Genomic DNA, 25139 nt, shown 5'->3' with positions numbered 1-25139 from the left:
TATCAAATGAATAATAAACTCAAGTTTTTAATGAGTATGATGCTCAGTGCAATAATCAGCAGTAACTATGCTCAACAATCTGTCCCTGCCGTGAAATATCCAATAACAAAGAAAGGAAATACGATTGATAATTATTATGGAAAAGAGGTTCAGGACCCCTACAGGTGGCTGGAAGACGACAGGTCGACAGAAACTGAAGCCTGGGTTAAATCTCAGAACGATGTAACTCAGGAATTCCTTGATCACATTCCTTACCGGAATCAAATAAAGGAAAGAATGACTAAATTGTGGAACTATGAAAAATATAGTTCTCCCACACGTCATGGTGAATACGAGTATTTTTACAAAAACGACGGACTTCAGAATCAATATGTGCTCTACAGACAGAAAAAGGGAATGGACGCAGAAATTTTTCTTGACCCAAATACCTTTTCAGAAGATGGTACAACTTCATTGAGCAATGTTTCATTTACAAAAGACGGATCCAAAGTAGCTTATTCCATTTCAGAAGGTGGCTCTGACTGGCGAAAGGTCATCGTCATGGATGCCCTGAACAAAGAAATTCTGGAAGATACGATAACAGATGTTAAGTTCAGTAGTTTATCCTGGTATAAAAATGAAGGGTTTTATTATTCAAGTTATGACAAACCGGATGGAAGTGAATTGTCAGCTAAAACAGATCAGCATAAATTATATTATCATAAGCTTGGAACCCCTCAGAATCAGGACAAGGTGGTTTTTGGTCTTGATCAAAAAAGAAGATATGTGTTTGGGTACATCACTGAAGATCAGCAATTTTTAGTAATTACGGCAGCGGTCTCAACTTCAGGAAACGAATTGTACATCAAAAACCTTAAAAAGCAAGATAGTGAACTGATCTGCGTAGTAGACAATTTTGAAAATGATCACAGTGTGATTCACAGTAAAGGAAATCAAATATACGTCTCAACCAACCTGAATGCTCAAAACAAAAAAGTGGTTTCGTTTGATCTTAACAGCTACCATCCTGTTCATTGGAAAGACGTTATTCCTGAGACTGAAAATGTTTTAAGTATTTCTACAGGATCGGGTTATTTTTTTGCCGAGTATATGATCGATGCCATTTCTAAAGTATATCAGTTTGATCTCAAAGGAAATAAAATAAGAGAAATAGAATTGCCGGGAGTGGGTAGCTGCTCGGGTTTCAGTGGCAAAATAAAGGATAAAACCTTGTATTATTCATTTACAAATTATACCACTCCATCTTCAATATATGAGTTCGATGCTTCCACGGGAAAATCAAATCTTTTTAAAAAACCAAAAGTTGGTTTCGATTCTGATGCATATGACTCGAAGCAGATTTTTTATACGTCAAAAGACGGTACAAAAGTACCAATGATTATAACTTTTAAAAAGGGTACTGAATTAGATGGGAACAATCCTACCATACTATATGGATACGGAGGCTTCAACGTGAGTCTTACTCCGTCATTCAGTATTGTGAATGCCACCTGGCTTGAAATGGGAGGTATTTATGCGGTTGCCAATTTAAGAGGAGGCGGAGAATACGGCAAAGCATGGCACGATGCCGGAACTCAAATGAAAAAGCAAAATGTTTTTGATGATTTTATTGCAGCGGCAGAATACCTGATTAAAGAAAAGTATACCTCTAGCGAATACCTGGCAATTCGAGGCGGTTCAAACGGAGGGCTTCTTGTAGGCGCAACTATGACGCAGAGACCTGATTTGATGAAGGTTGCCTTACCTGCAGTCGGGGTACTTGATATGCTCCGTTATCATACGTTTACTGCCGGGGCGGGATGGGCCTATGATTATGGAACTTCTGAACAAAGTGAAGAAATGTTCCATTATCTCTACGGATATTCTCCTGTTCACAATGTAAAGAAGGATGTAAAATATCCGGCTACTTTGGTAACAACCGGTGATCATGATGACAGGGTCGTTCCGGCACATTCCTTTAAATTCGCATCTGAACTTCAGGACAAACAGGCCGGATTAAATCCTGTTTTAATAAGAATTGAAACACAGGCGGGTCATGGAGCGGGAACTCCCGTATCAAAAATTATAGATCAATATGCTGACATCTTTAGTTTCACACTTTTCAATATGGGGATCAGTGAATTGAACGCTCCCATAAAAAACTTTTAAAAGATTCCAGACCATTCCTGTTCACTGAATATTCAGAACATTAAATTTTCTGGAGCCTATTTCAACACAGGCTCCGGTTTCTTTTCCTAACAGCAAGCGACCAACGGGAGAATCCGTGGAAACCGCAAAATAGGTTTTGTCCTCAATTTTTAATGGTCCAATACTGACTGACAGAAAGAAATTACCCTGGTCCGTTTCGATCAGACTTCCCAGTTTTACTTTTTCTGAAACTTGTCCAAGATCTATTTTTTGTAAAATTTCTTTCATCTTAAGGGTTTCTGATAACTGTCTCGCGGCTTTTTCCATTTCTAAATGCAGCATTGCCCTGCCGGTTTCATGTTTATCACCGGCTGAGCTTTTTGATTCCTGATCAAGAGAAGCTCTGTTGCTTGTTATAAAAGTCCCAATGGTTTCCAATTTATCATTCACAGCATGGTTGCATTTATTTAACAAGGATTCCTTTATTTTCATTTCAGGTACACTAATCTGGTTCGACTCAAAAATAACAGAAATTTATTTAGCCTGTTTTTCACCTAAAGCGATTACCTTAGTGTTATAAAATTTTGGGATGAATAAAGAAAGATGCCTCTGGTGCGGTGAAGATCCATTATACTTGGAGTACCATGATTCAGAATGGGGAGTTCCGGTCTACTCGGACCCCGTATTATTTGAATTTCTATTGCTGGAAACTTTTCAGGCTGGTCTCAGCTGGATTACAATTTTGAGGAAAAGACAAAATTTTGCCGAGGCATTTGATCATTTTGACTTTCACGAAATTGCTTTATATGACAATGAAAAACTTGATGAACTTATTAAAAACAAAGGGATTATCAGAAATAAGTTAAAAATAGAGTCTGCCGTAAAAAACGCTAAGGCCTTTATACTTATTCAGAAGGAATTTGGTAGTTTTTCGACCTATATTTGGAGTTTTACCAACAATAAAACCTTGAATAATAACTGGAAACCAACTGACCAATTACCCGCCTCTACAAAACTTTCCGAGGACATTTCAAAGGATTTAAAAAGAAGAGGGTTTAAATTTGTTGGCGCAACAGTGGTTTATGCCTTTATGCAGGCTATAGGAATGGTCAATGACCATGTTAACACCTGTTTCAGGCATAAGGAAATTATGGCCCAAAATTTAAATCGATAAACGACGTATGAAATAAAGGATTTCACTAAATTCAAAACAACTTAACCACTATGACTGTAAGAGTTATTATTTTTCTGGTTTTAAACTTCTCTGCCCTGGCCCTTGGTGGTCTATTTACGGGTAAAGGGGTGCCTTCTGATTGGTATATGCAACTTGACAAAGCTCCATGGACTCCCCCGGGATGGGTTTTTGGAACAGCATGGACAACAATTATGATTTGTTTTTCCTTTTATATGGCCTATGTATGGCCCACTGTTGAAAACAAGCCCTTTTTAATCGGCGTATACCTAGTTCAGTGGATATTGAACGTTGCATGGAACCCTACTTTTTTTTATTTCCAGAATATTTTGGGCGGCCTCCTCATCATAAGTGTTTTGACCCTGGTAGTAGGATATTTTTTGTTTCGATATGCCCCACAATTAAAATTTAAATCCATCCTGATATTACCCTACTTTGTCTGGCTCCTTATTGCAACCTCTCTGAATGGGTACATTTTTTTAAAAAACTGAGCGATGACCTCTTTACCGCATCTGAACAGGGATATAGATTTCCGTAATCAATTTTGAGGGATCAGGTGTGTTTTCGGGTGAATTGACATAAATTTCAAAAGGTTCTCCACCATCCTCCAGGACATGATCTTTTAAATTTGCAGCATCAAACATGGCTCTTTGCCAGGCTTCCTCTAAATTGTTATAAGATCCTTTCAGAACCGTCTTGAGATACGTTCCTCTCTCCATAAACCCGGTCAGTATATCTGAATCGGTAGTAATAATCCTCTCCTGAATCGGGTAAGCTACTGAAAACATTGTAGTACCGTTCTCCTGATCGAATTTATGGTAGATCGTGTAAGGGCTGCCTGTTACTCTAATTCTGTTATCAGATACAAATTTTTCAATTTTCTGCATCATCCCCTCCAGTTTTGGATTCATTTGATCAATTCTGCTTGAAGTACTCAGATACAAATAAAACCCTCCGCTAAAATCCACTACCCCAACGGAATCAATGCTGTATATTTTAAGTTTCCTCTGAATATTGTCATCAAATAATTCCAGCCCCCTTTCCAGCATCGGCCCTAACTGATCCTCCATACCGCTCGCCATAAATCGTGAAAAGAAGGGAAGTTCTCCCTTCATACCCCAGGTTAATTCTGTATCGAGACCCTGCTTGTTCAAATTCCAGTAAATATCAGACTTCATATCACCAAAAGGAGTTTCAAAAATTATTTCCTGTTTAATCTGCTCCGGTTTAACTACTTCTACTGTTTTTATACTTCCTCCTCCTTCAACTTCTGAAGTCCAGGTATAGGCACCTCCTTCCCCTATGGTATTGTCTGCATATTGGACACGAATGGTTGAATCCTGTTCGTACCAGGGGCCCCAATCTTTCCAATTTCGGTAATCATTCAGATCATTAAAGACAACCTCCTGATCGGCCTTAATCAGTCTTGTCCGGGATACCTCATAACTTCCATCCAAAGTTGCGAGATATACAGCCGCAATAATAAAAACAACCAGCAGAAGAAGAATTATATTTTTTAAAAATTTCATAAGAAGACAGTTTGGTAATTATAAGATCAAATATAATAATTAAATATTTATTTATCTATATATCAGTTAGTTAATATAATTGTTTGGTTTGGTAAAACCTCAGGTTTTCTCTAAATTTGACTAGACAATAAAAACAAAATCAAATTATATGAAAACCAGATATTTATTCAGTTTATTACTGGCGCTGATGCTTGTAGTATCCTGTGAAAAACAAAAAGACGTAAACGATATTCAAAATGCGGAAGTAAAAAAAGCTGAATCCTTTGAATATGTATCAGAACAGTTTGCCGATCTAAAAATTTTACGATACCAGGTTCCTGGTTTTGACCAGCTTTCTTTACAGCAAAAAAAATATGTATACTATCTTACTCAGGCTGGCCTCTCAGGGAGGGACATTATGTATGACCAGAATTATAGACATAATTTGAGTATTCGAAGAGCTCTGGAAAATATTTACAAAAATTACCAAGGGGATAAAAATTCTGATGACTGGAAAAATTTTGAGGTCTATTTAAAAAGGATTTGGTTTTCTAATGGTATACATCATCATTATGCGAATGATAAGTTTAAACCCGGATTTTCAAAAGTGTATTTAAAGGAATTAATGAATTCAACGGGAACCGAGCTTAAGGAAGAAGCTTTAGAGGTTATTTTCAACGACCAGGATCGTAAAAAGGTGAATTTGAATGACGAGACTGGATTGATAAAGGGATCAGCCATTAATTTCTATGACCCCGAGCTGACAGCTGAAGATGTAAGTGCCTATTACAATGCCATGGAAGTTGATGCTGATCAACCTATTGAAAAGGGTTTAAATTCAAAATTAGTCAGGGAAAATGGTAAAATCGTGGAGAAAGTCTGGAAGAGCGGAGGAATGTACGGGGCTTCTATTGATAAAATTATATTCTGGCTGGAAAAAGCCAAGGAAGTCGCTGAAAACGAAGCACAGGTGAAAGGGCTGGAATTATTGATAAAATACTATCAGACAGGAGATTTGAAAACCTGGGATGAATACAATATTGTCTGGGCAAAAGCGACAGACGGTGATATAGACTATATAAATGGATTTATTGAAGTTTACAACGACCCAAAGGGTTATAAAGGTTCCTACGAGACGGTGGTTCAAATAAAAGATTTTGAAATGTCTCAAAAAATGGCCGCCCTGGCAAAAGAAGCTCAGTGGTTTGAGGATAACTCTACTCTTGACCCTTCTCATAAAAAGAAGAATGTAGTAGGTGTTTCCTATAAAACTGTTAATGTAGCCGGTGAAGCCGGAGATGCCTCGCCTTCTACCCCTATCGGGATCAACCTGCCGAATAACAACTGGATAAGAGAACAGCATGGATCTAAATCGGTTTCACTCGGAAATATAATACATGCATATAATAATGCGGGAAGTTCAGGCAGACTTAAAGAATTTGCCTATGATGAAGATGAAATTAAATTCGAAGAAGAATACGGGCAACTAGCTGATAAATTGCATACAGCACTTCATGAAGTAATCGGGCATGCCAGCGGACAGTTGAATCCCGGAGTAGGCACTCCAAAAGAAACACTAAAAAACTATTCTTCCACACTTGAAGAAGCAAGAGCCGACCTTGTTGGCCTCTATTATTTACCTGATACCAAGTTGGTGGAAATTGGTGTTTCTCCTGATGCGGCTGGAATTGGTAAGGCAGCTTATGACGGATATATCAGAAATGGTTTAATGACCCAGCTTATCCGATTGAACTTAGGTGATGACATTGAGGAGGCCCATATGAGAAATCGTCAGCTGGTTGCTGCCTGGGCTATGGAAAAAGGTAGTAAAGACAACGTTATTGAACAAATAACAAAAGACGGCAAAACCTACTTTAAGGTTAATGACTATGAAAAATTAAGGGCCCTATTTGGTGAATTATTAAGGGAAATTCAGAGAATAAAATCTGAAGGTGACTTTGAAGCAGGAAAAGCCCTGGTTGAAACTTACGGGGTAAAAGTAGATCAGGAATTGCACAAAGAAATTCTTGAAAGAAACAGCAAATTCAAATCCGCTCCTTATTCCGGTTTTATCAATCCGGTTTTGGTACCTAAAATGGATGAAAACGGAGAAATCACTGATATTGTTGTTGAACAGCCTGAAAGTTTTGCGGGTCAAATGCTTCAGTATGCCGAGGATTTTACCACATTGCCGGATGAAAATTAGGCATTTGAGAATATAAAATGGAATAAGGACCGGTATCGCTAATTGATTCTGGTCCTTATTGTTCTTAACTTTAGGATCAATGACAGGTGTAATCATAAAATCAACAGGAAGCTGGTACTGGGTTCGGACTGAAAAGCATCAACAGTTTCAATGCCGTATCAGAGGAAAATTCAGGACCAAAGGAATCAAGAGTACAAACCCTTTGACCGTTGGGGATCATGTTGATTTTGAATTGGAAGAAAATTCAAACACGGGTATCATTACTCGTATTCATGATCGAAAAAATTACATCGTCAGAAAATCTGTCAAACTATCTAAACAGACACACATTATTGCTGCGAATATTGATCTGGCTTTTCTTCTTGTTACCCTTGACAATCCTCCTACTTTCCCGGCATTTATAGATAGGTTTCTGGCAACTGCAGAAGCTTATGACATTGAAGCCGTTTTGTTGTTTAATAAGATGGACCTGATCGACGGGGATCTGGAGGAAAAGAAAAATAAACTGATTAAAATCTATAGTGAGATAGGTTATAACTGTGTTGAAATTTCAGTACTTGAAAAAACCAATATCGAACTTGTAAAAAATCTTATGTTAGGGAAAACCAGCATGTTTTCAGGTCATTCAGGAGTGGGAAAATCTTCCCTTATTAATGTGATTCACCCGGGACTTTCCTTAAAGACGGCTGAAGTAAGTGTACAACACAAGCAGGGCCAGCATACTACAACATTTGCAGAAATGTTCCCTTTGCCAACTGAACCCGAAAGTTATATTATAGATACACCGGGAATCAAGGGTTTTGGGATCGTAGACTTTGAAAAAAACGAGATCAGCGATTTTTTTCCTGAATTCTTTGCATTAAAACACCACTGTAAATTCAATAATTGTTTGCATGTAAACGAGCCAAAATGTGCGGTAAAGGAGGCATTAAATGAAGGGAAAATAGCAAAATCTCGCTACAGAAGTTACCTGCAAATGATTGAAGGTGAGGAAGAGAGTTATCGAACGAACTCTTATGATATTTAAAATATAATTGCCACATAAGGCCTTTTTGTTCAAATTTGTTCACTATTACTGTTAATTTTTTTATTTTTTTTTAATATTTTATGACAATAATCATAGTGATGTATTCGTTTTTTATTTTTATTTGCTAACCAACCTGAGACCATTTTATGAAAGCTGTCATCCAGAGAGTTCAACAAGCTTCCGTCAAAGTAAACGGTGAGGTCATAAGTTCCATTAATCGTGGAATTCTTGTTCTTCTTGGGATAACATCCACAGACAACCAGGATGATATTAATTGGTTAAGCAAAAAAATTACGAACCTAAGGATATTTAATGATGAAAATGACGTCATGAACCTATCCTTAAAAGATGTGAAAGGTGACGCTCTTGTTGTCAGCCAGTTTACCTTAATGGCAAGTACAAAAAAAGGAAACAGGCCTTCTTATATCAAGGCCGCAAATCCCGATATTGCCATTCCCCTTTACAAGGATTTTATTCAAACGTTTCAGGATTTGTTAGGCAAAAAAATCGGAACAGGACAATTTGGTGCTGATATGAAGATTGAGTTAGTGAATGATGGACCAGTAACCATTATTATTGATACAGAATTCAAACAATGACTCAAAATAATTATCTAACATCAAATTAATTGCGTGAAAAATCAACTAAACCTACTACTCTTTTTATTTCTTTATTCCCTAACCAACGCTCAATCCATTGATTTAAATGTGTCTCGAATCCCTGACAGCTTAAAAACAGATGCACATTCTGTGATCAGATATGAAAAAGCAGATCTGGAAATTTTGAGTCAATCTAAAATGATCCTGCATTTCAAAACAGCTATAACGGTGATGAACAAATATGGAGACAATGATGCCGTAATAGATATCCCATTCGATGACTTTAACAAACTGCAAAAAGTATCCGCCAAAATTTTAACTGCAGATGGAACACTACTTGAAAAAGTAAAAAAATCTGATTTTGAAGATATCTCTTCTTATGACGGAATAAGTCTTTACAGCGATGACCGATCACTTTATTATGAGTACGACCCTGTTTCATATCCGTATACCATAGAGTACGAATACGTATCAGTTACCTCGAATACGGCTTTTTTACCCTCGTGGTACCCTATTCATAAACACCATCTGAGTTCACAGTACAGCAGCTATTCCCTTAGATACCCTAAAGACATAAACATTAATGTAAAAGATTTCAATCATCAAGGACACAGAATTCAAAATCAATCAAGTGAGGGACATCTTTTCTATTCCATATCAAATCTTAAGGCTTATGATTATGAACCATTAAGCCCTCTGATCAATGAAATTGTTCCTCATACAAGATTCGCTTCAAACAAATTCAATCTGGCCGGTGAGAATGGGGAGGCCAGTAACTGGAAAGAATTCGGATTTTGGATGAATGAACGACTATTGAAAGGTCGTGACCTGCTACCTGAAAATGCGGTTTCTGAAGTTAAGGCTCTCGTCAAAGGAATTAAAGACCCTGTAAAAAAAGCTGAGATCGTCTATGATTATATGCAGGGCAGAACCCGATACATAAGTGTTCAGATCGGTATTGGCGGATGGAAGCCTATGAAGGCCAGCGAAGTAGATCGATTAAAATATGGTGATTGCAAGGCGCTTACAAATTACACTATGGCACTCTTAAAAGCTGTTGATGTTCCCTCCTATTATACGGTTCTCTACGCTGACGACAAAAGGCATATTGATCGTGATCTAGCCATGATTCAGGGAAATCATGCTATTTTGATGGTACCTGGAGCGAAAGATACAATTTGGCTTGAATGTACAAATCAAAAGGCTCCTTTTGGTCATATAGGGTCATTCACTGATGACAGAGATGTTCTTATTGTAACAGAGGAAGGTGGTAAGATCGTCAGAACTAAAAAATACAAGGATTCGGATAACACACAGTTTATCTCGGGTGAATTAAGCATTCAAAACAATGGCAACATAAAAGCCTCGCTAAAAATCAAGAGTGAAGGAATCCAATATGATGATCACTATGGTATCGCCTATCTGGACCCTGATGATCAAAAGAAATATTACAAAAGTTTTTTTGATGAGATCAATAATGTTTCCCTTGGATCAATAGAAGTCGAAAATCTAAGTTCCGAGGCTAAATTTATTGAACGAATTGATTTTACAGCTGAAAATTATTCGGTTAACAGCGGAAACAAAATGCTAGTCAGGCTCAATATAGTAAATACAAGCTCCAGTGTTCCGAAAAGAATCAGAAACCGTAAACTTCCTCTTGAAATAAAATATGGTTATGTTGATACCGATGAGGTCACAATTAACCTTCCTTCAAATTATATAATCGAGGCCATGGGTAACCCTCAGTCCCTGGAAACGAAGTTTGGAAATTATTCCATACAGATCGAAAGAATCAATGATAATGCTCTTCTCTATAAACGATCCCTTCACATCAAACAAGGAACCTACCCTGCATCTGATTATGAGGCTTATCGAAAATTCAGAAAAAAAATTCACCAACTTGATCATTTAAAAATCGCACTAACCAAAAATCAACAATTATGAGAAAGTACTATGTACTTACAGCATTAATTGTGATATTATTTCATAATGATATCACATCACAATCCCTAAAATACGGCAAAATATCAGTCTCGGATTTTCAAAAGACACGTTATGAAAAAGACACATCAGCCAATGCAGTTGCATATTAAATAAAGAGTGGGAAAACCACTCTTTTTTATTTCTATAAAGTATAGGCATAGCCCAGTGAAAAGACGAGCCCTCCTACATGGCTTTTTCCAAAAACTTCATCTTTTTGAATCGGACGTGCACCCCACGAGCCCCTGAAGCCCACAAAAACTTCATGCTTTTCATTGATCTTCCGAATCAATCCACTTCCGGCATGAAATCCAACGTTATAGGCATTCAATTCTTCTTTTGTGTCCGTTTCGGCAGTAAAATCCTGTGGAGGTACCGGAACCCACAGCGCACCTGTTGAAGGGTCCGAAGGATCATAAATAGGGTTCAACACTCTTAAAGGATCTGTACCCTGAGCATCCAAAGTTATCAAACTGGTACCACTGGTTTTTTGAGTGGAACTCGCCAAAAATCCAATATAGGGCCCTGCTTCTACATAGAATCTCCAGGTGTCTCCCCATCCGAGTTTACCAAGAAAGGGAATCTCTATGTATCGCAGTTCAGAAACATTCTTAAAATCCGCATAAAGTGGATTTGTGTCAGTAACTGGTGCTTTTCCTTGTAAATGAAGCATGTAATTCAATTGTACAATAGAACCAAAATCTTCTAAAGCGGCTGTAGGAATCGGTTGCAGACCTGTCCTTTCCCCGCCTCTTTGGGTGTATAAAACTTCCAGTTGAAGCGAAAATAAATCCGAAACAGGGAATTCTGCAAATACACCTAAATCCACTCCCGAAGAAGACTCATAATCTTTTGTGTAGATATTGTCCGAGTCATCCGTAATTCTTCCGATACTATAACCGGCTTTGGCACCTATTTTAACCTGTGCAATCGTGGTTTCAATTAAAAAAATAACGAGTAAAAAAAGAAATAATCTTGAGGTAATAGTTTTCATATAAACTTAGATATTGATTTAATTTTGGATTAATAACAGAAGACCAGCCTCTGCTAAAAGCAGACTAAATATATAGAAATAATCCATAAATCATTAAAAGTACCTAAAGAAACTTTAGTGAAAACCAAATTATTCAGGAGCAATTGCAATCAGAATCACAGTCATTCTTATTCTTGCCCCTCCTTGGAACGAACCTTCTGACCAAAATTGCAACGGCAAGAAACACCAAAGCATAAATAAGAATATCCTCAGTCATGGGCCTTAATTTAAAATTGAAAATGTGATAAATGAAGCGAAATAAGCTATTAATCCCATCCCTATAAGCTGTATCAAGGGCCACCTCCAGCTGTTGGTTTCCCGTTTGACAATAGCCAGGGTACTTATACACTGCATGGCAAAAGCATAAAATACCAGTAAGGACATCCCCACCGGCAGGTTAAAAAGCTTCTCCCCGGTAGTTTCATTGATCTCTTCAGACATTCTCTGTTTAATAGTAGATTGCTCCTCATCATCGTTTCCCACGCTGTATATCGTAGCAAGGGTTCCAATAAAAACTTCTCTCGCCGCAAATGATGAAATAAGGGCAATTCCAATTTTCCAGTCATAACCCAAGGGACGAATCGCCGGCTCTATACTTTTGCCCATCACTCCAATATAGGAATTCTCAAGTTTATATGATGCCAGAGCCTCTTCATAACCTGTATTGCGATTCTCTTTAGAGACATAGGTCTCCTGAAAATCTTTGTCAGCCGTATCGAAAGATGAAGGCCCGTTCGAAGCTAAAAACCATAAAATGATCGATATGGCCAGAATAATTTTTCCGGCTCCAAAAACAAAAGCCTTTGTTTTCTCAATGACCGTTAAAATTACGTTTTTCATTGAGGGCAACTGATAGTCAGGCATCTCAATCAGAAAAAAACTCTTTCCTTTTACTTTAAGTGTTTTGTGAAGTATATATCCTGAAACAATAGCCATCAAAAAACCTAAAAGATATAATCCCAGCAAGGTCATTCCCTGCAAACTGAATATTCCAAGGACCCTGTTATCAGGAATTATCAGGGCTATGATGATTGCATATACCGGAAGACGCGCAGAACATGTCACGAAAGGAACAACTAAAATGGTAATTAATCTTTCCTTCCACCCACTTATGTTTCTTGTAGCCATTACTGCCGGAATAGCACAGGCCGTTCCCGAAATCAGCGGGACCACACTTTTCCCACTCATCCCAAATCTGCGCATGATCTTATCCATTAAAAATACAACGCGGCTCATATAGCCTGTCTCTTCCAGTATGGAAACAAATAAAAAGAGTATCGCTATCTGAGGAATAAAAATGACAATGCCCCCAATACCCGGTATTACGCCTTGACTGATCAGGTCCGACAGTTTTCCATCGGGTAGCCATTGCTGTGTTCTTGAACTCAATTCAGCAAAAAAACCATCAATAAAATCCATGGGTACATTGGCCCAGTCGAATATAGACTGAAAAATCACCATTAGAATAAGGGCAAAGATCAAATATCCAAAGACGCGATGCGTCAGGATACGGTCCAGGCGACTTCTGAGGTCTTTTGCCTTGGAACGATCTACCGAATATGTTTTCTTTAGGATGGAGTTAATCTGCTGATATCGAAATATAGTTTCTTTATGCTGATACCTTTTCAGTTTATCCCTGTCCAGTTTATAATTTTCAATTATTTCTATTTCCTTTTCGGTCAATCCTGGAAATTCCTGCATCTGTGTTATGTACAACCAGGTTTTGTAGAGCGATAAACCCGAAATAGCCGAATCCATTTCCTCAAAATACTCCTTATCAATCCTGCTTGAAATTCGTGCCAGAGGTGAAGTATTAAGTTTTTTGTAATGAACCAGTACATTCTTTAAATCATCGATTCCCTGATTTTTTCTGGCACTGATAAGCACAACTTCACTTTTAAGCTCTTTTTTCAGGCCGTCAAGGTCTATTTCAACACCTTTCAGAGAGAGTTGATCCGCCATATTGATTGCCAGCACGGTAGGAATCTGAAGATCCTTGATCTGAGAATACAATAAAAGATTTCGTTTGATATTTTCGACATCAGCTACCACCACGATCACATCCGGGTAATCATCATGATCCTGGTTCAACAACGTTTGAAGCACAATATTTTCATCAATGCTGGTGGGGTTGATGCTGTATGTTCCAGGAAGGTCTATTACAGAGGCGGTCACATCCTTTCCCAACTGTGATTTCCCGACTTTTTTATCAACCGTAATACCAGGATAATTGCCGACTTTTTGATTCAAGCCTGTCAATTGATTAAAAAGCGAGGTTTTTCCTGTATTAGGATTACCAACTAAAGCTACTCTTATGGCTTTATGTTCTGGCATGAATTATTCTTTGGTGATCAGAATTTGAGCGGCGGTTTCTGTTCGTATTGCGAGGTGGCTTCCATTAACACGGATGTACAGCGGATCTTTAAGAGGTGCACGTTGGATCAGCTCCACACTTTCTCCCGGCATACATCCCATCTCCAGCAGGGACAAGGGAATTTTCTCTAAAGATATTTCCTGTATCATTCCCTTTTCACCAACCTTTAAGTTTGCAATACTTGTATTCAATTTTTATTTAGATTAATTATAAATACAATGCGAAATTACGCAAAAAATTTCGTTTAAAACTGATAATTATCACCAAACCTCAAATTAAAGTATCACATGGGAAAAGACCTAATTTTCCTCGGACTTCAAAATCTCAATATCTTTTATGATCCTTTCAATTTCACGTGAGTCGGTACCATCATAGAACCCTCTGATCTGCTTTTTTTTATCCACCAGAACGAACTGCTCAGTATGAATAAAATCCTGATCTCCTCCATCTCCTTCATCCAAAACAGCAAAATAGGATTTTCTTGCCAATTCATAAATATGAGCCTTATCACCCGTTGTTATCTCCCATTTTCCATCTATGGCACGATTCTTTTTTGCATAAGCCTTAAGTACAGGTACGCTGTCAATCACAGGGGTTACAGAATGAGAAAGAAATTTTAAATCGGCATCATCTTTATAATGGTTCTGTAACTCGGTCATGTTTATTGCCATAATGGGGCAGATCGTCTGGCATCGTGTAAAGAAAAAATCGGCGATGTAGATCTTATCCTCAAAATCCTCCATCGTAATGGAATCTCCGTTTTGATTAATCAGATGAAATTCACTAATGCGATGATCCCGACGAATATGTTTTACTTCATCAGCCACGAGCCTCGGATTCACATCTACAGGATTGTAGACTGGAAGCTCCGTTTTTGGCTTCACCAAAAAATACAAAATCGGCACAAATACAATCGAAAAGAAAAATAGAAATATGAAGGTTGATTTCGATTTTTTAAAAAATTCTATTAAATACATAATTTGTATCTTTGGGATTCCTGAAAAATTGCTAACAGTTACAAAAATAATCTATATGAAGTATTTTCTACGCTTTGTACTTCTATTATTTTCTGTTTTGGGATATGGTCAGCAAGATCTTCCAAGTTTTGATTATTTAAATGAAATATCAAAGCATGAGATGAAGAATGCAACCCAAAAAATCGCTTTTAAGGCGAATCCCAAAACGGTTAATTACGATATTAATTACCACAGGCTCTATTGGAATGTGGATCCTGCCGTTGCACAAATTTCAGGAGAAGTTACAACGCATTTTACGGCTAATGCTGACATGGAAGAAATTGTATTTGATCTTGCAGACAATATGAAGGTTTCAGCTGTTAAGCAAAGAGGAGAAGATCTTATATTCAGTCAAAACAACAATGATGAACTTATCGTAAAGTTTCCTGCAACACTTCGTGCAAAAAAACTAGACTCCCTTTCAATTCAATATTCAGGCAATCCTGTAAGTTCAGGTTTCGGTTCCTTTGAAATAAGCACCCATGGGTCCAATGTTCCCGTCTTGTGGACCTTATCTGAACCCTATGGAGCCAAAGGATGGTGGCCGTGTAAACAGGACCTTATAGACAAAATAGACTCTGTTGACATCTTTATACAGCACCCTTCTCAGTATAAGGCGGCATCAAACGGTTTACTCATGTCTGAAAAACCCTGGATTTTTGGCACGACAATAACTCACTGGCGACATAAGCATCCTATTCCGGCTTATCTTATTGCTATTGCCGTCACCAATTACAGTGTATATAAGGATAATCCCAAAAGCCTTGATTTTGATATCGTCAATTATGTTTATCCCGAAGATCTTTCAGCAACAAGGACCAGAACAGCGGTGACGACTGATATTATGATCCTGTTCAACGCGCTTTTTGAAATGTACCCTTTTGCTGATGAAAAATACGGGCACGCCCAATTTGGATGGGGAGGAGGAATGGAACACACCACCATGAGCTTTATGGGCTCCTGGAGCAGAGGCCTGATCGCGCATGAACTGGCTCACCAGTGGTTTGGAAATAAGATCACTTGCGGAAGCTGGCAGGATATCTGGTTAAATGAAGGATTTGCCACCTACCTTGACGGACTGGTTTATGAAAACTTTGACGGGGAAGGCACCTTCAAACAATGGAGACGGTTCGTTGTGGATCAGGTAACACAGAGCACCGCAGGATCCACCTTTGTTAATGACACCACCTCGGTAAACAGAATATTCAACGGCAGGCTCTCTTATCGAAAGGGAGCAATGATTTTACATATGCTCCGCTACAAATTGGGAGATGATGCATTTTTCAGCGGAATTAAAAATTATCTCAAAGACCCTGATCTTGCCTTTTCCTATGCTGTGACCTCAGATCTTCAGAGGCATCTGGAAGCATCAAGCGGCAAGGAACTTGAAGAATTTTTTAAAGACTGGTATTATGGTGAAGGCTATCCTACCTATGAAGCAATCTGGAGTCAAAAGGAATCAGACCTGATCCTGAATATAAGAATTCGCCAGGAGCAATCGCACCCTTCCGTTTCTTTTTTTGAAATGCCTGTGCCGGTTACGGTTACCGGGCCTTTTGGGGAAACTGAGAAACTCAGGCTCGAGGTATCGGAAAATGACCAGATGTTTAGCGCTCAGCTTGATTTCAGGGCTATATCGGTTGAGATTGATCCGGATTATCATTTGATATCAAAAAATAACAATGCCGTTTTGGGCCTGGATGATGAGAGTCTTCAAAATATGATTTCCATCTATCCTAATCCTGTGGCGGATCTCTTAAATATTGGAACAAATGGAATCGTTCAAATAGAGAAATTAACGATATATAATGTGCTGGGGGAGAAAATGATGGAAGAGGAAGATCCATCATCCCGAATTAGTATGCAAGGTCTTGAATTCGGAGTTCATTTAGTGGTTATTGAGACCGATCAGGGTACAATGCGGAAAACAATTCTGAAAAAATAGTTAATTTAACAACTATTTCATTTTTCTGATTTCTTAATATTGTGCATAAAGTGTACATTTGTCGTCCAAAAAATTTTGAAATTCATTGATGGAAACCTATATAAAAATTGCTCAGTTCTTATTAAGCTTGTCTTTGCTCATCATTCTTCATGAATTGGGCCACTTTATTCCTGCTAAATTATTTAAAACAAGAGTTGAGAAATTTTATCTCTTCTTTGATTACAAATTTTCTTTATTCAAGAAGAAAATTGGAGAAACTGTTTATGGAATAGGGTGGATCCCTTTAGGAGGTTATGTGAAAATCTCTGGAATGATCGATGAAAGTATGGATAAGGAGCAGATGGCCCAACCTCCAAAACCATGGGAGTTCAGAACCAAACCTGCCTGGCAGAGATTGATCATCATGTTGGGTGGGGTCACGGTTAACTTCATTCTTGGTATTTTCATTTACATCATGATGTTGAATGCCTGGGGTAATGATGTTGTGGCTCCTGAAGATGTAAAAACTGGTTTTTATGTATCTGACCTGTTTAAAGAATATGGATTTAAAGACGGAGACAAAATTCTAAAAGTCAATGGTGAGGTACCTGAAAATGTTCTTGATATCAACAAATTTCTGTTTTTAAGAGATGTACAAAATATTGAGGTGGAACATGCGGATGGCAATAATGAGGTGATCGATCTGCCCGAAGATGTGGGCTTACAAATGTGGAAAACAGGGAACAGGGATGCGTTTCAACCCAGAATTTATGCCGTACTCGATAGTGTAATACCCGGTTCACCTGCTTCTGAGGGTGGCCTGCAGAAGAATGACATCATAAGATCTCTTAATGATACGCCCATGGTCTACTGGGATGAGTTTACGAACGTTGTCAGAAATAATCCTGAAAATACAGAAATTAAGGTGACCGTTGAAAGAGATGGATCAGAAATTTCTTTTATGATCACCCCTGGAGAAGACCAGAAACTGGGAGTTTATCCTCAGGTGTACACGGAAGATGTCCTTTCTGTGACGCACAAGGAATATAGTTTTGGTGAAAGTATTGTTCCTGGTTTTTCTAAGGCTTACTGGACACTTAAAGACTACATGGGACAATTTAAATATGTATTTACTAAAAAAGGTGCCACCCAGCTTGGTGGGTTCATAACCATTGGAAGTATCTTTCCTTCAAAATGGGACTGGCAATCTTTCTGGAGCATTACCGCGTTATTATCAATTATGCTGGGTTTCATGAATTTATTACCTATACCTGCACTTGATGGCGGTCATGTTGTCTTTACCTTATACGAGATCATAAGTGGCAGAAAACCAAGTGATAAATTCTTGGAATATGCCCAAATCACTGGATTTATCATTCTAATCTCTCTCTTGCTTTTTGCAAACGGAAACGATATTTACAAATGGCTTACCGGTCAGTTTTAGCAGAAGTTTCCAAGGATTGAAAAGTAGTTTGTAAGTAATCTTTACACGCTTCGTCTATATGGAAAACTCTAACAAGATGAAGAAGGCCTTACTGATATTACTCCTGGGTTTCGTGGCTTTCAGCTGCAGCGATAGTTCTTCGGACCCGGTTATGGACCAACCTGAATTTGGAACACCTAATGACGATAACGAGGGGTGGACCTTTCCTTTGCCTTTGATTGACGGAACGGGAAGGCCTTTTGCCCTGGCCAAGGACCCGATTCTTTTCCCTGTAAGGAATATTGACTTTATAGCTGATGAAGAGCTGACTGCCGTAATTAGCATGGGTGATGAAATAAGAGTCTATCCGCATAAATACCTTAGTAAATATGAATCCGTGAATGATGAAATGCAAGGGGTTTCCTTTTCGATGACTTATTGCCCTATCACTCAAAGCGCATTGGTATTGAATCGTGATTATAAAATTTACAATTTTGTGATACGTGCCTCGGGATATTTGCTTTATGATAATGTGATCTTATGGGATGAAGCTACTGAAAGTTATTGGTCTCAAATTTTGGTTGAATGCATCAAAGGGCCTTTTAAAGGAGAGATCAATGAAACTTTTAATTTTATTGAGATGCCTTGGAAAACCGTGAAAGAAAACTTTCCGGATGCCGTAGTTTTTTCGAATACAAGTATTGATGACAATGCACAAGCTCAAAATCTTGCCAAGAATGATATTCCCAAGGGTGATCTGGTATATGGTGTTATAGAAAGAAGACCCGGAAAAGAACCGAATATTTTTGGTTATCACTATGATGATTTTCAGAATGGTACAGTTTTGTACAATCCTAATATTGCAAATGTAAACACGCTTGTAGTGGGAAATGAATCTGATCATTACATTACAAATTATATCAATGATTCCAATGCAACCTTCTCGGCCGTTCAGGGAGAGTTTCCAACTGTTATGAAAGACAGTAATGGTAACTATTGGAATGTATTTGGACAGGCTGTAAGTGGGCCGAGAGAAGGTGACCAGCTTGAGTCTCATACTGGATTTTTTGCCTTGCTTTGGGCTTTTGAAAAATTTTATGAGGATTTTACATATGTGGATTAATCCAGGGAATCTGATATGTTAAAGATCATTTCCATATGTACTTTGCTTTTTTCTGTGCTTATCACTGAAGTTCATGCCCAGAAAAAACTACCACCGGTTTTCCTGTCGGATCTTGAAGGAAAGCGCATGAACTTAAACAAATTAAGTGAGGATCATCCTGTTATCTTAAGTTTCTGGGCTACCTGGTGTGAACCTTGTCTGAGGGAACTTTCAGCCATGGACAGAGATCTGGATCTTATTGAAAATGAGCTAAATTCTAAACTGGCAGCAATATCAATTGATGATTCCCGCACAACCTCGAGAATTGTACCTCTTTTAAAAGGAAATGAATGGTCATTTGAAGTGTTTTTGGATCAGAACCAAGATCTGAAAAGAACCTTTAACATTATAGATATCCCTCATACGATTATCGTTTTCAGGAATAAAATTGTTTACGAGCATACGGGCTATATTAACGGAGATGAACGGGTTCTTTATGAGGAGATAAGGAGTATTCAAAAGCAATAATACTAATGAAGGCACCTCTTTTTATTATCATTTTATTTTTTGGATCCCAGTTAGCCTTGTCACAGTTCATGGAGAATTTTTCAGGCAGCCTGGAATCGACCCTGACCTATTATACAGATGATGACAAGATCATCAATCCGGGAGATTCAGATTTTCGCTCGAATAATTATTTGCGTTTCAATTATTTTAAAAATGATTTTAGTGCTAATGTTCAGCTTGAATCCTATATTGAGGAAGCACTACTCGGCTATTCTCCGGTCTTTAATGAAAAAATTGGTTTGTCGCTGTTTTCACTTGCATATAAAAAAGAAAAATTCAGTATTGAGGCCGGTTATATCTTCGATCAGTTCAGTGAGGGCCTCAGTTTCAGGTCCTGGGAAGACAGGCAACTAGGGCTTAACAACGCTCTGTTTGGAGCCCATATTGCCTATCAATTTAAAACGATCCGTTTAACTGGTTTTGCGGGAAAACAGAAAAACGGATTTGACCTTTCTGATGGAAGCCTGATGGGATTGAATGCCTTTTTGAATCTTAGTAAAAAAATAGACCTTGATTTTGGTATCGTTAGCAGGTATCAGGAATTCGAATCAGAGAACCCCGATTTCTCAGAGTTTACGAATCTTTACTCACTCAAGGGAATTTATACCTCCGGCAGCTTTTATTCTCATTTGGAATATATTTATAAAGGGAATGATGCCCTGGTCGAATTTGGTAACGTTTTTGACAGCAGATTATTCACGGGCAATGCGTTGTCTTTGAATTTTGGTTATTTTAAATCAGGATTTGGAATTGACGGCACCTTTCGCAGGCTGGAAAATATGGCCTTTTACACGGACAGAGAGGCTTATGGAAATATTTATAATGAACTAATTGTCAACTATATACCTGCACTTACAAAACAACATAACGTGGGCCTTTCAAATATTTACGTATATCAGGCTCAGCCACAGATTTCTTTTTTATCCGGAGGAAAATCAGGGGAAATTGGCCAACAAATAGATGCCTTTTACAGGTTTTCAAAGAAGAATAGTTTCTTAACAAAATATCAAACCGTTTTAGCTGTCAATTATTCTTCATGGTTTGGACTCAAAGCAACTTATGATCTTGAAAACAGAACGTATTCAAGTGAGTTTCTTGCTTATGGAGAGCAATACTATTCAGATCTGAATTTTGAGATCAAAAATCAATGGTCCACCAACTGGAAAACAAGATTCCTTTGGATCAATCAATATTATAATAAGACAGCATTAGAAGGCAACGGAGGTAAGGTAAATACCAATATTCTGGCCCTTGACTCGTACCTCACCATTGGCGCAAAAAATGAATTACGAATTCAGGCCGAACATCTTTGGACCCAAGATGATGGAAAAAACTGGGCCGGTGGTTTAATCGAGTTCACTTTTTTACGAAAGTTTTCCCTTTATGTTAATGACCTCTACAATTATGGAAACGAGCTTGAGACAGAGCGAATTCATTATTACAACGCCGGAGCCACTTATAGAAAAGGGAAAACCAGGTTGTCACTCAACTATGGAAGGCAAAGGGGTGGACTGATCTGTATCGGAGGAGTTTGTAGATTTGTTCCCAAATCTAACGGACTGACCTTTGGTATGAATCTGTATCTGTAATCAAAATCAAAAAAAAATCCCCGCAAAAAATGCGAGGATTCTGTTCTTTTTTGAATATCAATTAATCAACAAGAATGATGATCTTATTGTCATTCATTTCAATGGTACCACTGTTGATCTTCAATACTCTGGAATCGTTATCTCCTTTTGAAAATTTATCCTGATAAGCTTCTTCGATCTCTAGTTTACCACTTATTCTAACATTACCTTCCTGAAGCAAAGATACGATGGGAGCGTGATTATTCAGGATTTGAAATTCTCCCACAACACCAGGAACAGTGACAGAATCAACGTCTCCTTGAAAGATACTTGCTTCGGGTGTTACTATTTCTAAAAACATAGTTTGTGATTTTAAGCCTCTGCTAACATTTTTTCACCAGCCTCAATTGCTTCTTCGATCGTACCTCTCAGGTTGAATGCAGCTTCAGGGTATTTATCCAATTCACCGTCCATGATCATATTAAATCCTTTGATCGTGTCTTTAATATCCACTAAAGATCCCGGGATTCCCGTAAACTGTTCCGCCACGTGGAAAGGCTGAGACAGGAATCTCTGAACTCTACGTGCCCTGTGCACGACAAGTTTATCCTCCTCACTCAATTCTTCCATACCAAGAATGGCTATAATATCCTGAAGTTCTTTATACTTTTGAAGTGTTTCTTTTACTCTTTGAGCCGTATCATAGTGCTCATCACCAAGTACTTCTCTATTTAAAATCCTTGACGTTGAATCCAGGGGATCAACCGCAGGATAAATTCCAAGTTCGGCAATTTTACGTGACAATACCGTCGTTGCATCCAAGTGAGCAAACGTTGTTGCAGGCGCCGGGTCAGTCAAGTCATCCGCAGGTACATAAACCGCCTGAACAGAAGTGATCGATCCGTTTTTTGTTGAAGTAATTCGCTCTTGCATAGCTCCCATCTCCGTTGCCAGTGTTGGCTGATACCCTACCGCAGAAGGCATACGACCTAATAGCGCAGATACCTCAGAACCTGCCTGTGTAAATCTAAATATATTGTCAATAAAGAAAAGGATGTCTTTCCCTTGTCCGTCTCCTGCTCCATCTCTAAAATACTCTGCAATTGTCAATCCCGATAAGGCAACACGAGCACGTGCTCCAGGAGGCTCATTCATCTGACCGAAAACGAAAGTTAGTTTGGATTCCTTCAAACCAGACATATCTACTTTGTCAAGGTCCCATCCTCCTTCTTCCATTGATTTCTCAAATTCTTCACCATACTTGATAATTCCTGATTCAAGCATTTCTCTTAACAGGTCATTTCCTTCACGTGTTCTTTCACCTACACCTGCAAACACCGATAAACCACCGTGACTTTTTGCAATGTTATTGATCAATTCCTGGATCAGTACCGTTTTACCTACACCGGCTCCTCCAAACAAACCAATCTTACCTCCTTTTGAATAAGGCTCGATCAAATCAATTACTTTGATACCTGTAAATAAAACCTCTGTCGAAGTGGACAGATCTTCGAAGTTTGGCGCAGATCTGTGTATTGGTAAACCGTTTTTTCCGTCTTTAGGAAGTGATTTTAAACCATCAATCGGGTCACCATTCACGTTAAACAATCTACCGTAAATATCTTCTCCTACCGGAACTTTAATAGGGTTTCCTGTGGAAACAGCTTCAATACCTCTACTCAAACCATCGGTTGAATCCATTGAGATACAACGTACTGTGTCTTCACCAATATGCTGTTCAACCTCAAGAATCAAGACAGAACCGTCTTCTCTGGTGATTTCCAATGAGTCATAAATCTTTGGAAGCTCATTTTCAGATGAGAATTCAACATCAATTACCGCTCCTAAAATTTGAGAAACCTTACCTGTGATCTTTGCCATTCTTATATAATATTTGTTAGTCTTTAAAACATTCTGATCTCACTCAGAATCAATTTAATCGCATTTTTCTTTTGCGGTGCAAAGATATGTTTTTAATACAAAAATTAAACTCTTTTTTTGATTATTTTTTTAAAGTCAGAATATACTCAGCCACAGCGAGTTTGGCCTCATCCGAAAGGTAATCCTGCGGAGGCATTTCAGGATAATCATCACGAAGGTTTTTAGGGTTGTTCATGTAGTCCACCATTCCCTGTGGATTGTCCTTATAAATCATTTGAATCACATTGGTAGGCACTCCAATTAGTCGAATGTCATAGGCGTGACATCCGGAGCAAATACCATAATAGGTCATTTCACCGAGGTCCTCCTTGCTTATTTGCCTTGGCTCCGCCGGCTTATCCAGTAAAAAGGTCTTTCTGTCGGAAGTTGAAGTAATCTCGGGTACAGCAAAATCCCCAAGTCCCCAGGTACGGTATCGTTCAATATCCCTGATACTGCTTCCTTCACCACCTCCAATAGCCAGAATATCCGGGCCCGTCGAAGATAGTTGCGTCAGCATTAAGGCTTTTAACTCACCCACCGGATTATTCCCGTTATCAATCATAAAATTATCCAGAATGGTTATACGGTCAGGGTTAGGTTCAGAATCCGGGTCATTTGAGGCCTCTGCCCCTCCATTGGCAAAATCAGTGATAATGATTCCTGCATTGTCATTTCCCGAGATAATATTATTCTCTATGATCACGTCATCCGCAGCCATAACCAATATCCCTGTCCCGGGAGGAATTCCGGAAACAATGGAGCCCGGAGCACCAAAATTTTCATGATTGTTCTTTGTTACAAAGTTATTGCGTATAATCACATCAAAAGTGGTCTTAATGGGTAATCCCGGGGTGATAAAGGCCAGAATCCCTCCTGTATTGTTATAGGCCAGATTATTCTCTACCAGACAATGTCTTGAATTCTCGATCTCTATCCCGGCCACATTGCCAAATACCTCATTGTTCAGCACATCAATATTGTCGCACATACCCACATAAATGGCCGCATCTTCAATGCCGGTCAGAATATTGTGCTCAATGAGCCCGTTTTTTCCAAACTGAGGAAATATTCCGTAAACCCCGGCGTCAATGACCCAGTTGTTTCTCAGTACAAAATTGTTCCCGGCCTGGCCCATAATGCCATTCCCTTTGTAGTTGATAATTTTAAAGTTCTCTATGCGAATACCGTTGCCTGAATACAAAAATGCATCATTGAGTTCTTTACTACCATCAAGAACAGGCCATTCACCCTCCTTTATAATGCCCTGAAAACTGATATCATCCTTATCAATATATACGGTTTCTTTATAGGTTCCCGGGTACACCCTGATTAAATCACCCGGAGCAGCTTTTCGTACCGCATCCATGATCAGGTCACCTTCCCTGACCTCGTGAATGGTTCCCGTAAATTCCAACTTTGCCCTCAGGGCCACTCCGTCAGAAGAAGAAGCGTGATACAAAGCATTCGGACTAGGCATTACGGTTCCTCCCCCATTATTCCATATAAATTTTCCGATGCCAATTCCGGCCATTAAAACGACAAGGACAACTAGTATTTTTTTTATCATGAT

General features: G+C 38.6%; 21 protein-coding genes. 12 read left to right on the top strand and 9 right to left on the bottom strand.

Features of this window, described 5'->3' with window-relative positions:
• The first annotated feature begins 6 nt into the window (after positions 1-6).
• The gene (locus tag LCM02_RS13730; protein WP_394369944.1) at positions 7-2148 is read left to right on the top strand and encodes a prolyl oligopeptidase family serine peptidase; all 2142 of its coding nucleotides are present in this window, start codon (positions 7-9) and stop codon (positions 2146-2148) included.
• Positions 2149-2169: 21 nt separating this feature from the next.
• On the opposite strand, the gene LCM02_RS13725 is transcribed toward LCM02_RS13730, so the two are convergent.
• Positions 2170-2619, bottom strand: coding sequence for a 3-oxoacyl-ACP synthase (locus LCM02_RS13725; RefSeq protein WP_224931247.1), 450 nt, complete (start codon positions 2617-2619; stop codon positions 2170-2172).
• Positions 2620-2716: 97 nt separating this feature from the next.
• On the opposite strand from LCM02_RS13725, the gene LCM02_RS13720 reads away from it, so the two are divergent.
• Complete coding sequence (locus LCM02_RS13720; RefSeq protein ID WP_224931245.1) at positions 2717-3301, top strand: DNA-3-methyladenine glycosylase I; 585 nt, start codon at positions 2717-2719, stop codon at positions 3299-3301.
• Between the two features lie 50 nt (positions 3302-3351).
• Positions 3352-3810, top strand: a complete 459-nt coding sequence (locus tag LCM02_RS13715) for a TspO/MBR family protein (protein WP_224931243.1) — start codon at positions 3352-3354, stop codon at positions 3808-3810.
• Between the two features lie 12 nt (positions 3811-3822).
• Here LCM02_RS13715 and LCM02_RS13710 read toward each other — a convergent pair whose 3' ends face one another.
• Positions 3823-4848 carry an SRPBCC family protein gene (locus tag LCM02_RS13710; protein WP_224931241.1) on the bottom strand — a complete coding sequence of 342 codons (1026 nt, stop codon included), beginning with the start codon at positions 4846-4848 and terminating at the stop codon, positions 3823-3825.
• A gap of 148 nt (positions 4849-4996) precedes the next feature.
• On the opposite strand from LCM02_RS13710, the gene LCM02_RS13705 reads away from it, so the two are divergent.
• The 4 genes from LCM02_RS13705 (at position 4997) to LCM02_RS13690 (ending at position 10603) form a co-directional block, all read left to right on the top strand.
• Positions 4997-7033 carry a dipeptidyl peptidase 3 gene (locus LCM02_RS13705; protein WP_224931239.1) on the top strand — a complete coding sequence of 679 codons (2037 nt, stop codon included), beginning with the start codon at positions 4997-4999 and terminating at the stop codon, positions 7031-7033.
• Between the two features lie 79 nt (positions 7034-7112).
• Positions 7113-8060: a ribosome small subunit-dependent GTPase A gene (gene rsgA / locus LCM02_RS13700; protein WP_224931237.1), complete on the top strand. Its 948-nt coding sequence runs from the start codon at positions 7113-7115 to the stop codon at positions 8058-8060.
• Between the two features lie 146 nt (positions 8061-8206).
• Positions 8207-8659, top strand: a complete 453-nt coding sequence (gene dtd / locus LCM02_RS13695) for a D-aminoacyl-tRNA deacylase (RefSeq protein WP_224931234.1) — start codon at positions 8207-8209, stop codon at positions 8657-8659.
• A 33-nt stretch (positions 8660-8692) separates the two neighbouring features.
• Positions 8693-10603, top strand: coding sequence for a DUF3857 domain-containing protein (locus tag LCM02_RS13690; protein ID WP_224931232.1), 1911 nt, complete (start codon positions 8693-8695; stop codon positions 10601-10603).
• Positions 10604-10784: 181 nt separating this feature from the next.
• Here LCM02_RS13690 and LCM02_RS13685 read toward each other — a convergent pair whose 3' ends face one another.
• From LCM02_RS13685 to LCM02_RS13670, 4 genes are all read right to left on the bottom strand, one after another.
• Positions 10785-11633 carry a porin family protein gene (locus LCM02_RS13685; RefSeq protein WP_224931230.1) on the bottom strand — a complete coding sequence of 283 codons (849 nt, stop codon included), beginning with the start codon at positions 11631-11633 and terminating at the stop codon, positions 10785-10787.
• 261 nt (positions 11634-11894) lie between these two features.
• Positions 11895-14006: a ferrous iron transport protein B gene (feoB, locus tag LCM02_RS13680; RefSeq protein ID WP_224931228.1), complete on the bottom strand. Its 2112-nt coding sequence runs from the start codon at positions 14004-14006 to the stop codon at positions 11895-11897.
• Positions 14007-14009: 3 nt separating this feature from the next.
• Positions 14010-14237: a FeoA family protein gene (locus tag LCM02_RS13675; protein WP_224931226.1), complete on the bottom strand. Its 228-nt coding sequence runs from the start codon at positions 14235-14237 to the stop codon at positions 14010-14012.
• 108 nt (positions 14238-14345) lie between these two features.
• Positions 14346-14930 (bottom strand): SCO family protein, encoded by a 585-nt coding sequence (locus LCM02_RS13670; protein WP_394369946.1) that lies wholly within the window; start codon positions 14928-14930, stop codon positions 14346-14348.
• Between the two features lie 148 nt (positions 14931-15078).
• Between LCM02_RS13670 and LCM02_RS13665 the strand changes: the two genes are divergently transcribed.
• The 5 genes from LCM02_RS13665 (at position 15079) to LCM02_RS13645 (ending at position 21667) form a co-directional block, all read left to right on the top strand.
• Positions 15079-17007, top strand: a complete 1929-nt coding sequence (locus LCM02_RS13665) for a M1 family aminopeptidase (RefSeq protein ID WP_224931222.1) — start codon at positions 15079-15081, stop codon at positions 17005-17007.
• Between the two features lie 88 nt (positions 17008-17095).
• Entirely contained in the window at positions 17096-18430 is a 1335-nt protein-coding gene (rseP, locus tag LCM02_RS13660; RefSeq protein WP_224931220.1) for an RIP metalloprotease RseP, read from the top strand.
• 76 nt (positions 18431-18506) lie between these two features.
• The gene (locus LCM02_RS13655; protein WP_224931218.1) at positions 18507-19532 is read left to right on the top strand and encodes a DUF3179 domain-containing (seleno)protein; all 1026 of its coding nucleotides are present in this window, start codon (positions 18507-18509) and stop codon (positions 19530-19532) included.
• A gap of 15 nt (positions 19533-19547) precedes the next feature.
• The gene (locus LCM02_RS13650) at positions 19548-20039 is read left to right on the top strand and encodes a TlpA family protein disulfide reductase (RefSeq protein ID WP_224931216.1); all 492 of its coding nucleotides are present in this window, start codon (positions 19548-19550) and stop codon (positions 20037-20039) included.
• Positions 20040-20044: 5 nt separating this feature from the next.
• Positions 20045-21667, top strand: a complete 1623-nt coding sequence (locus tag LCM02_RS13645) for a DUF6029 family protein (RefSeq protein ID WP_224931214.1) — start codon at positions 20045-20047, stop codon at positions 21665-21667.
• 61 nt (positions 21668-21728) lie between these two features.
• On the opposite strand, the gene LCM02_RS13640 is transcribed toward LCM02_RS13645, so the two are convergent.
• The 3 genes from LCM02_RS13640 to LCM02_RS13630 all read right to left on the bottom strand — a co-directional run bounded on the left by LCM02_RS13640 (position 21729) and on the right by LCM02_RS13630 (position 25136).
• Positions 21729-22007 (bottom strand): F0F1 ATP synthase subunit epsilon, encoded by a 279-nt coding sequence (locus LCM02_RS13640; RefSeq protein ID WP_224931211.1) that lies wholly within the window; start codon positions 22005-22007, stop codon positions 21729-21731.
• An 11-nt stretch (positions 22008-22018) separates the two neighbouring features.
• Entirely contained in the window at positions 22019-23527 is a 1509-nt protein-coding gene (atpD, locus tag LCM02_RS13635) for a F0F1 ATP synthase subunit beta (protein ID WP_224931209.1), read from the bottom strand.
• Positions 23528-23648: 121 nt separating this feature from the next.
• Positions 23649-25136: a parallel beta-helix domain-containing protein gene (locus LCM02_RS13630; RefSeq protein ID WP_224931207.1), complete on the bottom strand. Its 1488-nt coding sequence runs from the start codon at positions 25134-25136 to the stop codon at positions 23649-23651.
• Between the last annotated feature and the right edge of the window lie 3 nt (positions 25137-25139).

The sequence above is a fragment of the Lutimonas saemankumensis genome, from assembly GCF_020171465.1.
Taxonomy (GTDB): Bacteria; Bacteroidota; Bacteroidia; order Flavobacteriales; family Flavobacteriaceae; genus Lutimonas; species Lutimonas saemankumensis.
The sequence above is the reverse complement of the archived record's forward strand: the minus strand, read 5'-3'. Positions and strand labels throughout refer to the sequence as shown.

What these genes read in the sequence shown, in the direction of transcription:
- LCM02_RS13730 (WP_394369944.1), top strand. Translation starts at nt 7, where the DNA reads ATGAATAATAAACTCAAGTTTTTAATGAGTATGATGCTCAGTGCAATA.
- LCM02_RS13725 (WP_224931247.1), bottom strand. Translation starts at nt 2,619, where the DNA reads ATGAAAATAAAGGAATCCTTGTTAAATAAATGCAACCATGCTGTGAAT.
- LCM02_RS13720 (WP_224931245.1), top strand. Translation starts at nt 2,717, where the DNA reads ATGAATAAAGAAAGATGCCTCTGGTGCGGTGAAGATCCATTATACTTG.
- LCM02_RS13715 (WP_224931243.1), top strand. Translation starts at nt 3,352, where the DNA reads ATGACTGTAAGAGTTATTATTTTTCTGGTTTTAAACTTCTCTGCCCTG.
- LCM02_RS13710 (WP_224931241.1), bottom strand. Translation starts at nt 4,848, where the DNA reads ATGAAATTTTTAAAAAATATAATTCTTCTTCTGCTGGTTGTTTTTATT.
- LCM02_RS13705 (WP_224931239.1), top strand. Translation starts at nt 4,997, where the DNA reads ATGAAAACCAGATATTTATTCAGTTTATTACTGGCGCTGATGCTTGTA.
- rsgA (WP_224931237.1), top strand. Translation starts at nt 7,113, where the DNA reads ATGACAGGTGTAATCATAAAATCAACAGGAAGCTGGTACTGGGTTCGG.
- dtd (WP_224931234.1), top strand. Translation starts at nt 8,207, where the DNA reads ATGAAAGCTGTCATCCAGAGAGTTCAACAAGCTTCCGTCAAAGTAAAC.
- LCM02_RS13685 (WP_224931230.1), bottom strand. Translation starts at nt 11,633, where the DNA reads ATGAAAACTATTACCTCAAGATTATTTCTTTTTTTACTCGTTATTTTT.
- feoB (WP_224931228.1), bottom strand. Translation starts at nt 14,006, where the DNA reads ATGCCAGAACATAAAGCCATAAGAGTAGCTTTAGTTGGTAATCCTAAT.
- LCM02_RS13665 (WP_224931222.1), top strand. Translation starts at nt 15,079, where the DNA reads ATGAAGTATTTTCTACGCTTTGTACTTCTATTATTTTCTGTTTTGGGA.
- rseP (WP_224931220.1), top strand. Translation starts at nt 17,096, where the DNA reads ATGGAAACCTATATAAAAATTGCTCAGTTCTTATTAAGCTTGTCTTTG.
- LCM02_RS13655 (WP_224931218.1), top strand. Translation starts at nt 18,507, where the DNA reads ATGAAGAAGGCCTTACTGATATTACTCCTGGGTTTCGTGGCTTTCAGC.
- LCM02_RS13650 (WP_224931216.1), top strand. Translation starts at nt 19,548, where the DNA reads ATGTTAAAGATCATTTCCATATGTACTTTGCTTTTTTCTGTGCTTATC.
- LCM02_RS13645 (WP_224931214.1), top strand. Translation starts at nt 20,045, where the DNA reads ATGAAGGCACCTCTTTTTATTATCATTTTATTTTTTGGATCCCAGTTA.
- LCM02_RS13640 (WP_224931211.1), bottom strand. Translation starts at nt 22,007, where the DNA reads ATGTTTTTAGAAATAGTAACACCCGAAGCAAGTATCTTTCAAGGAGAC.
- atpD (WP_224931209.1), bottom strand. Translation starts at nt 23,527, where the DNA reads ATGGCAAAGATCACAGGTAAGGTTTCTCAAATTTTAGGAGCGGTAATT.
- LCM02_RS13630 (WP_224931207.1), bottom strand. Translation starts at nt 25,136, where the DNA reads ATGATAAAAAAAATACTAGTTGTCCTTGTCGTTTTAATGGCCGGAATT.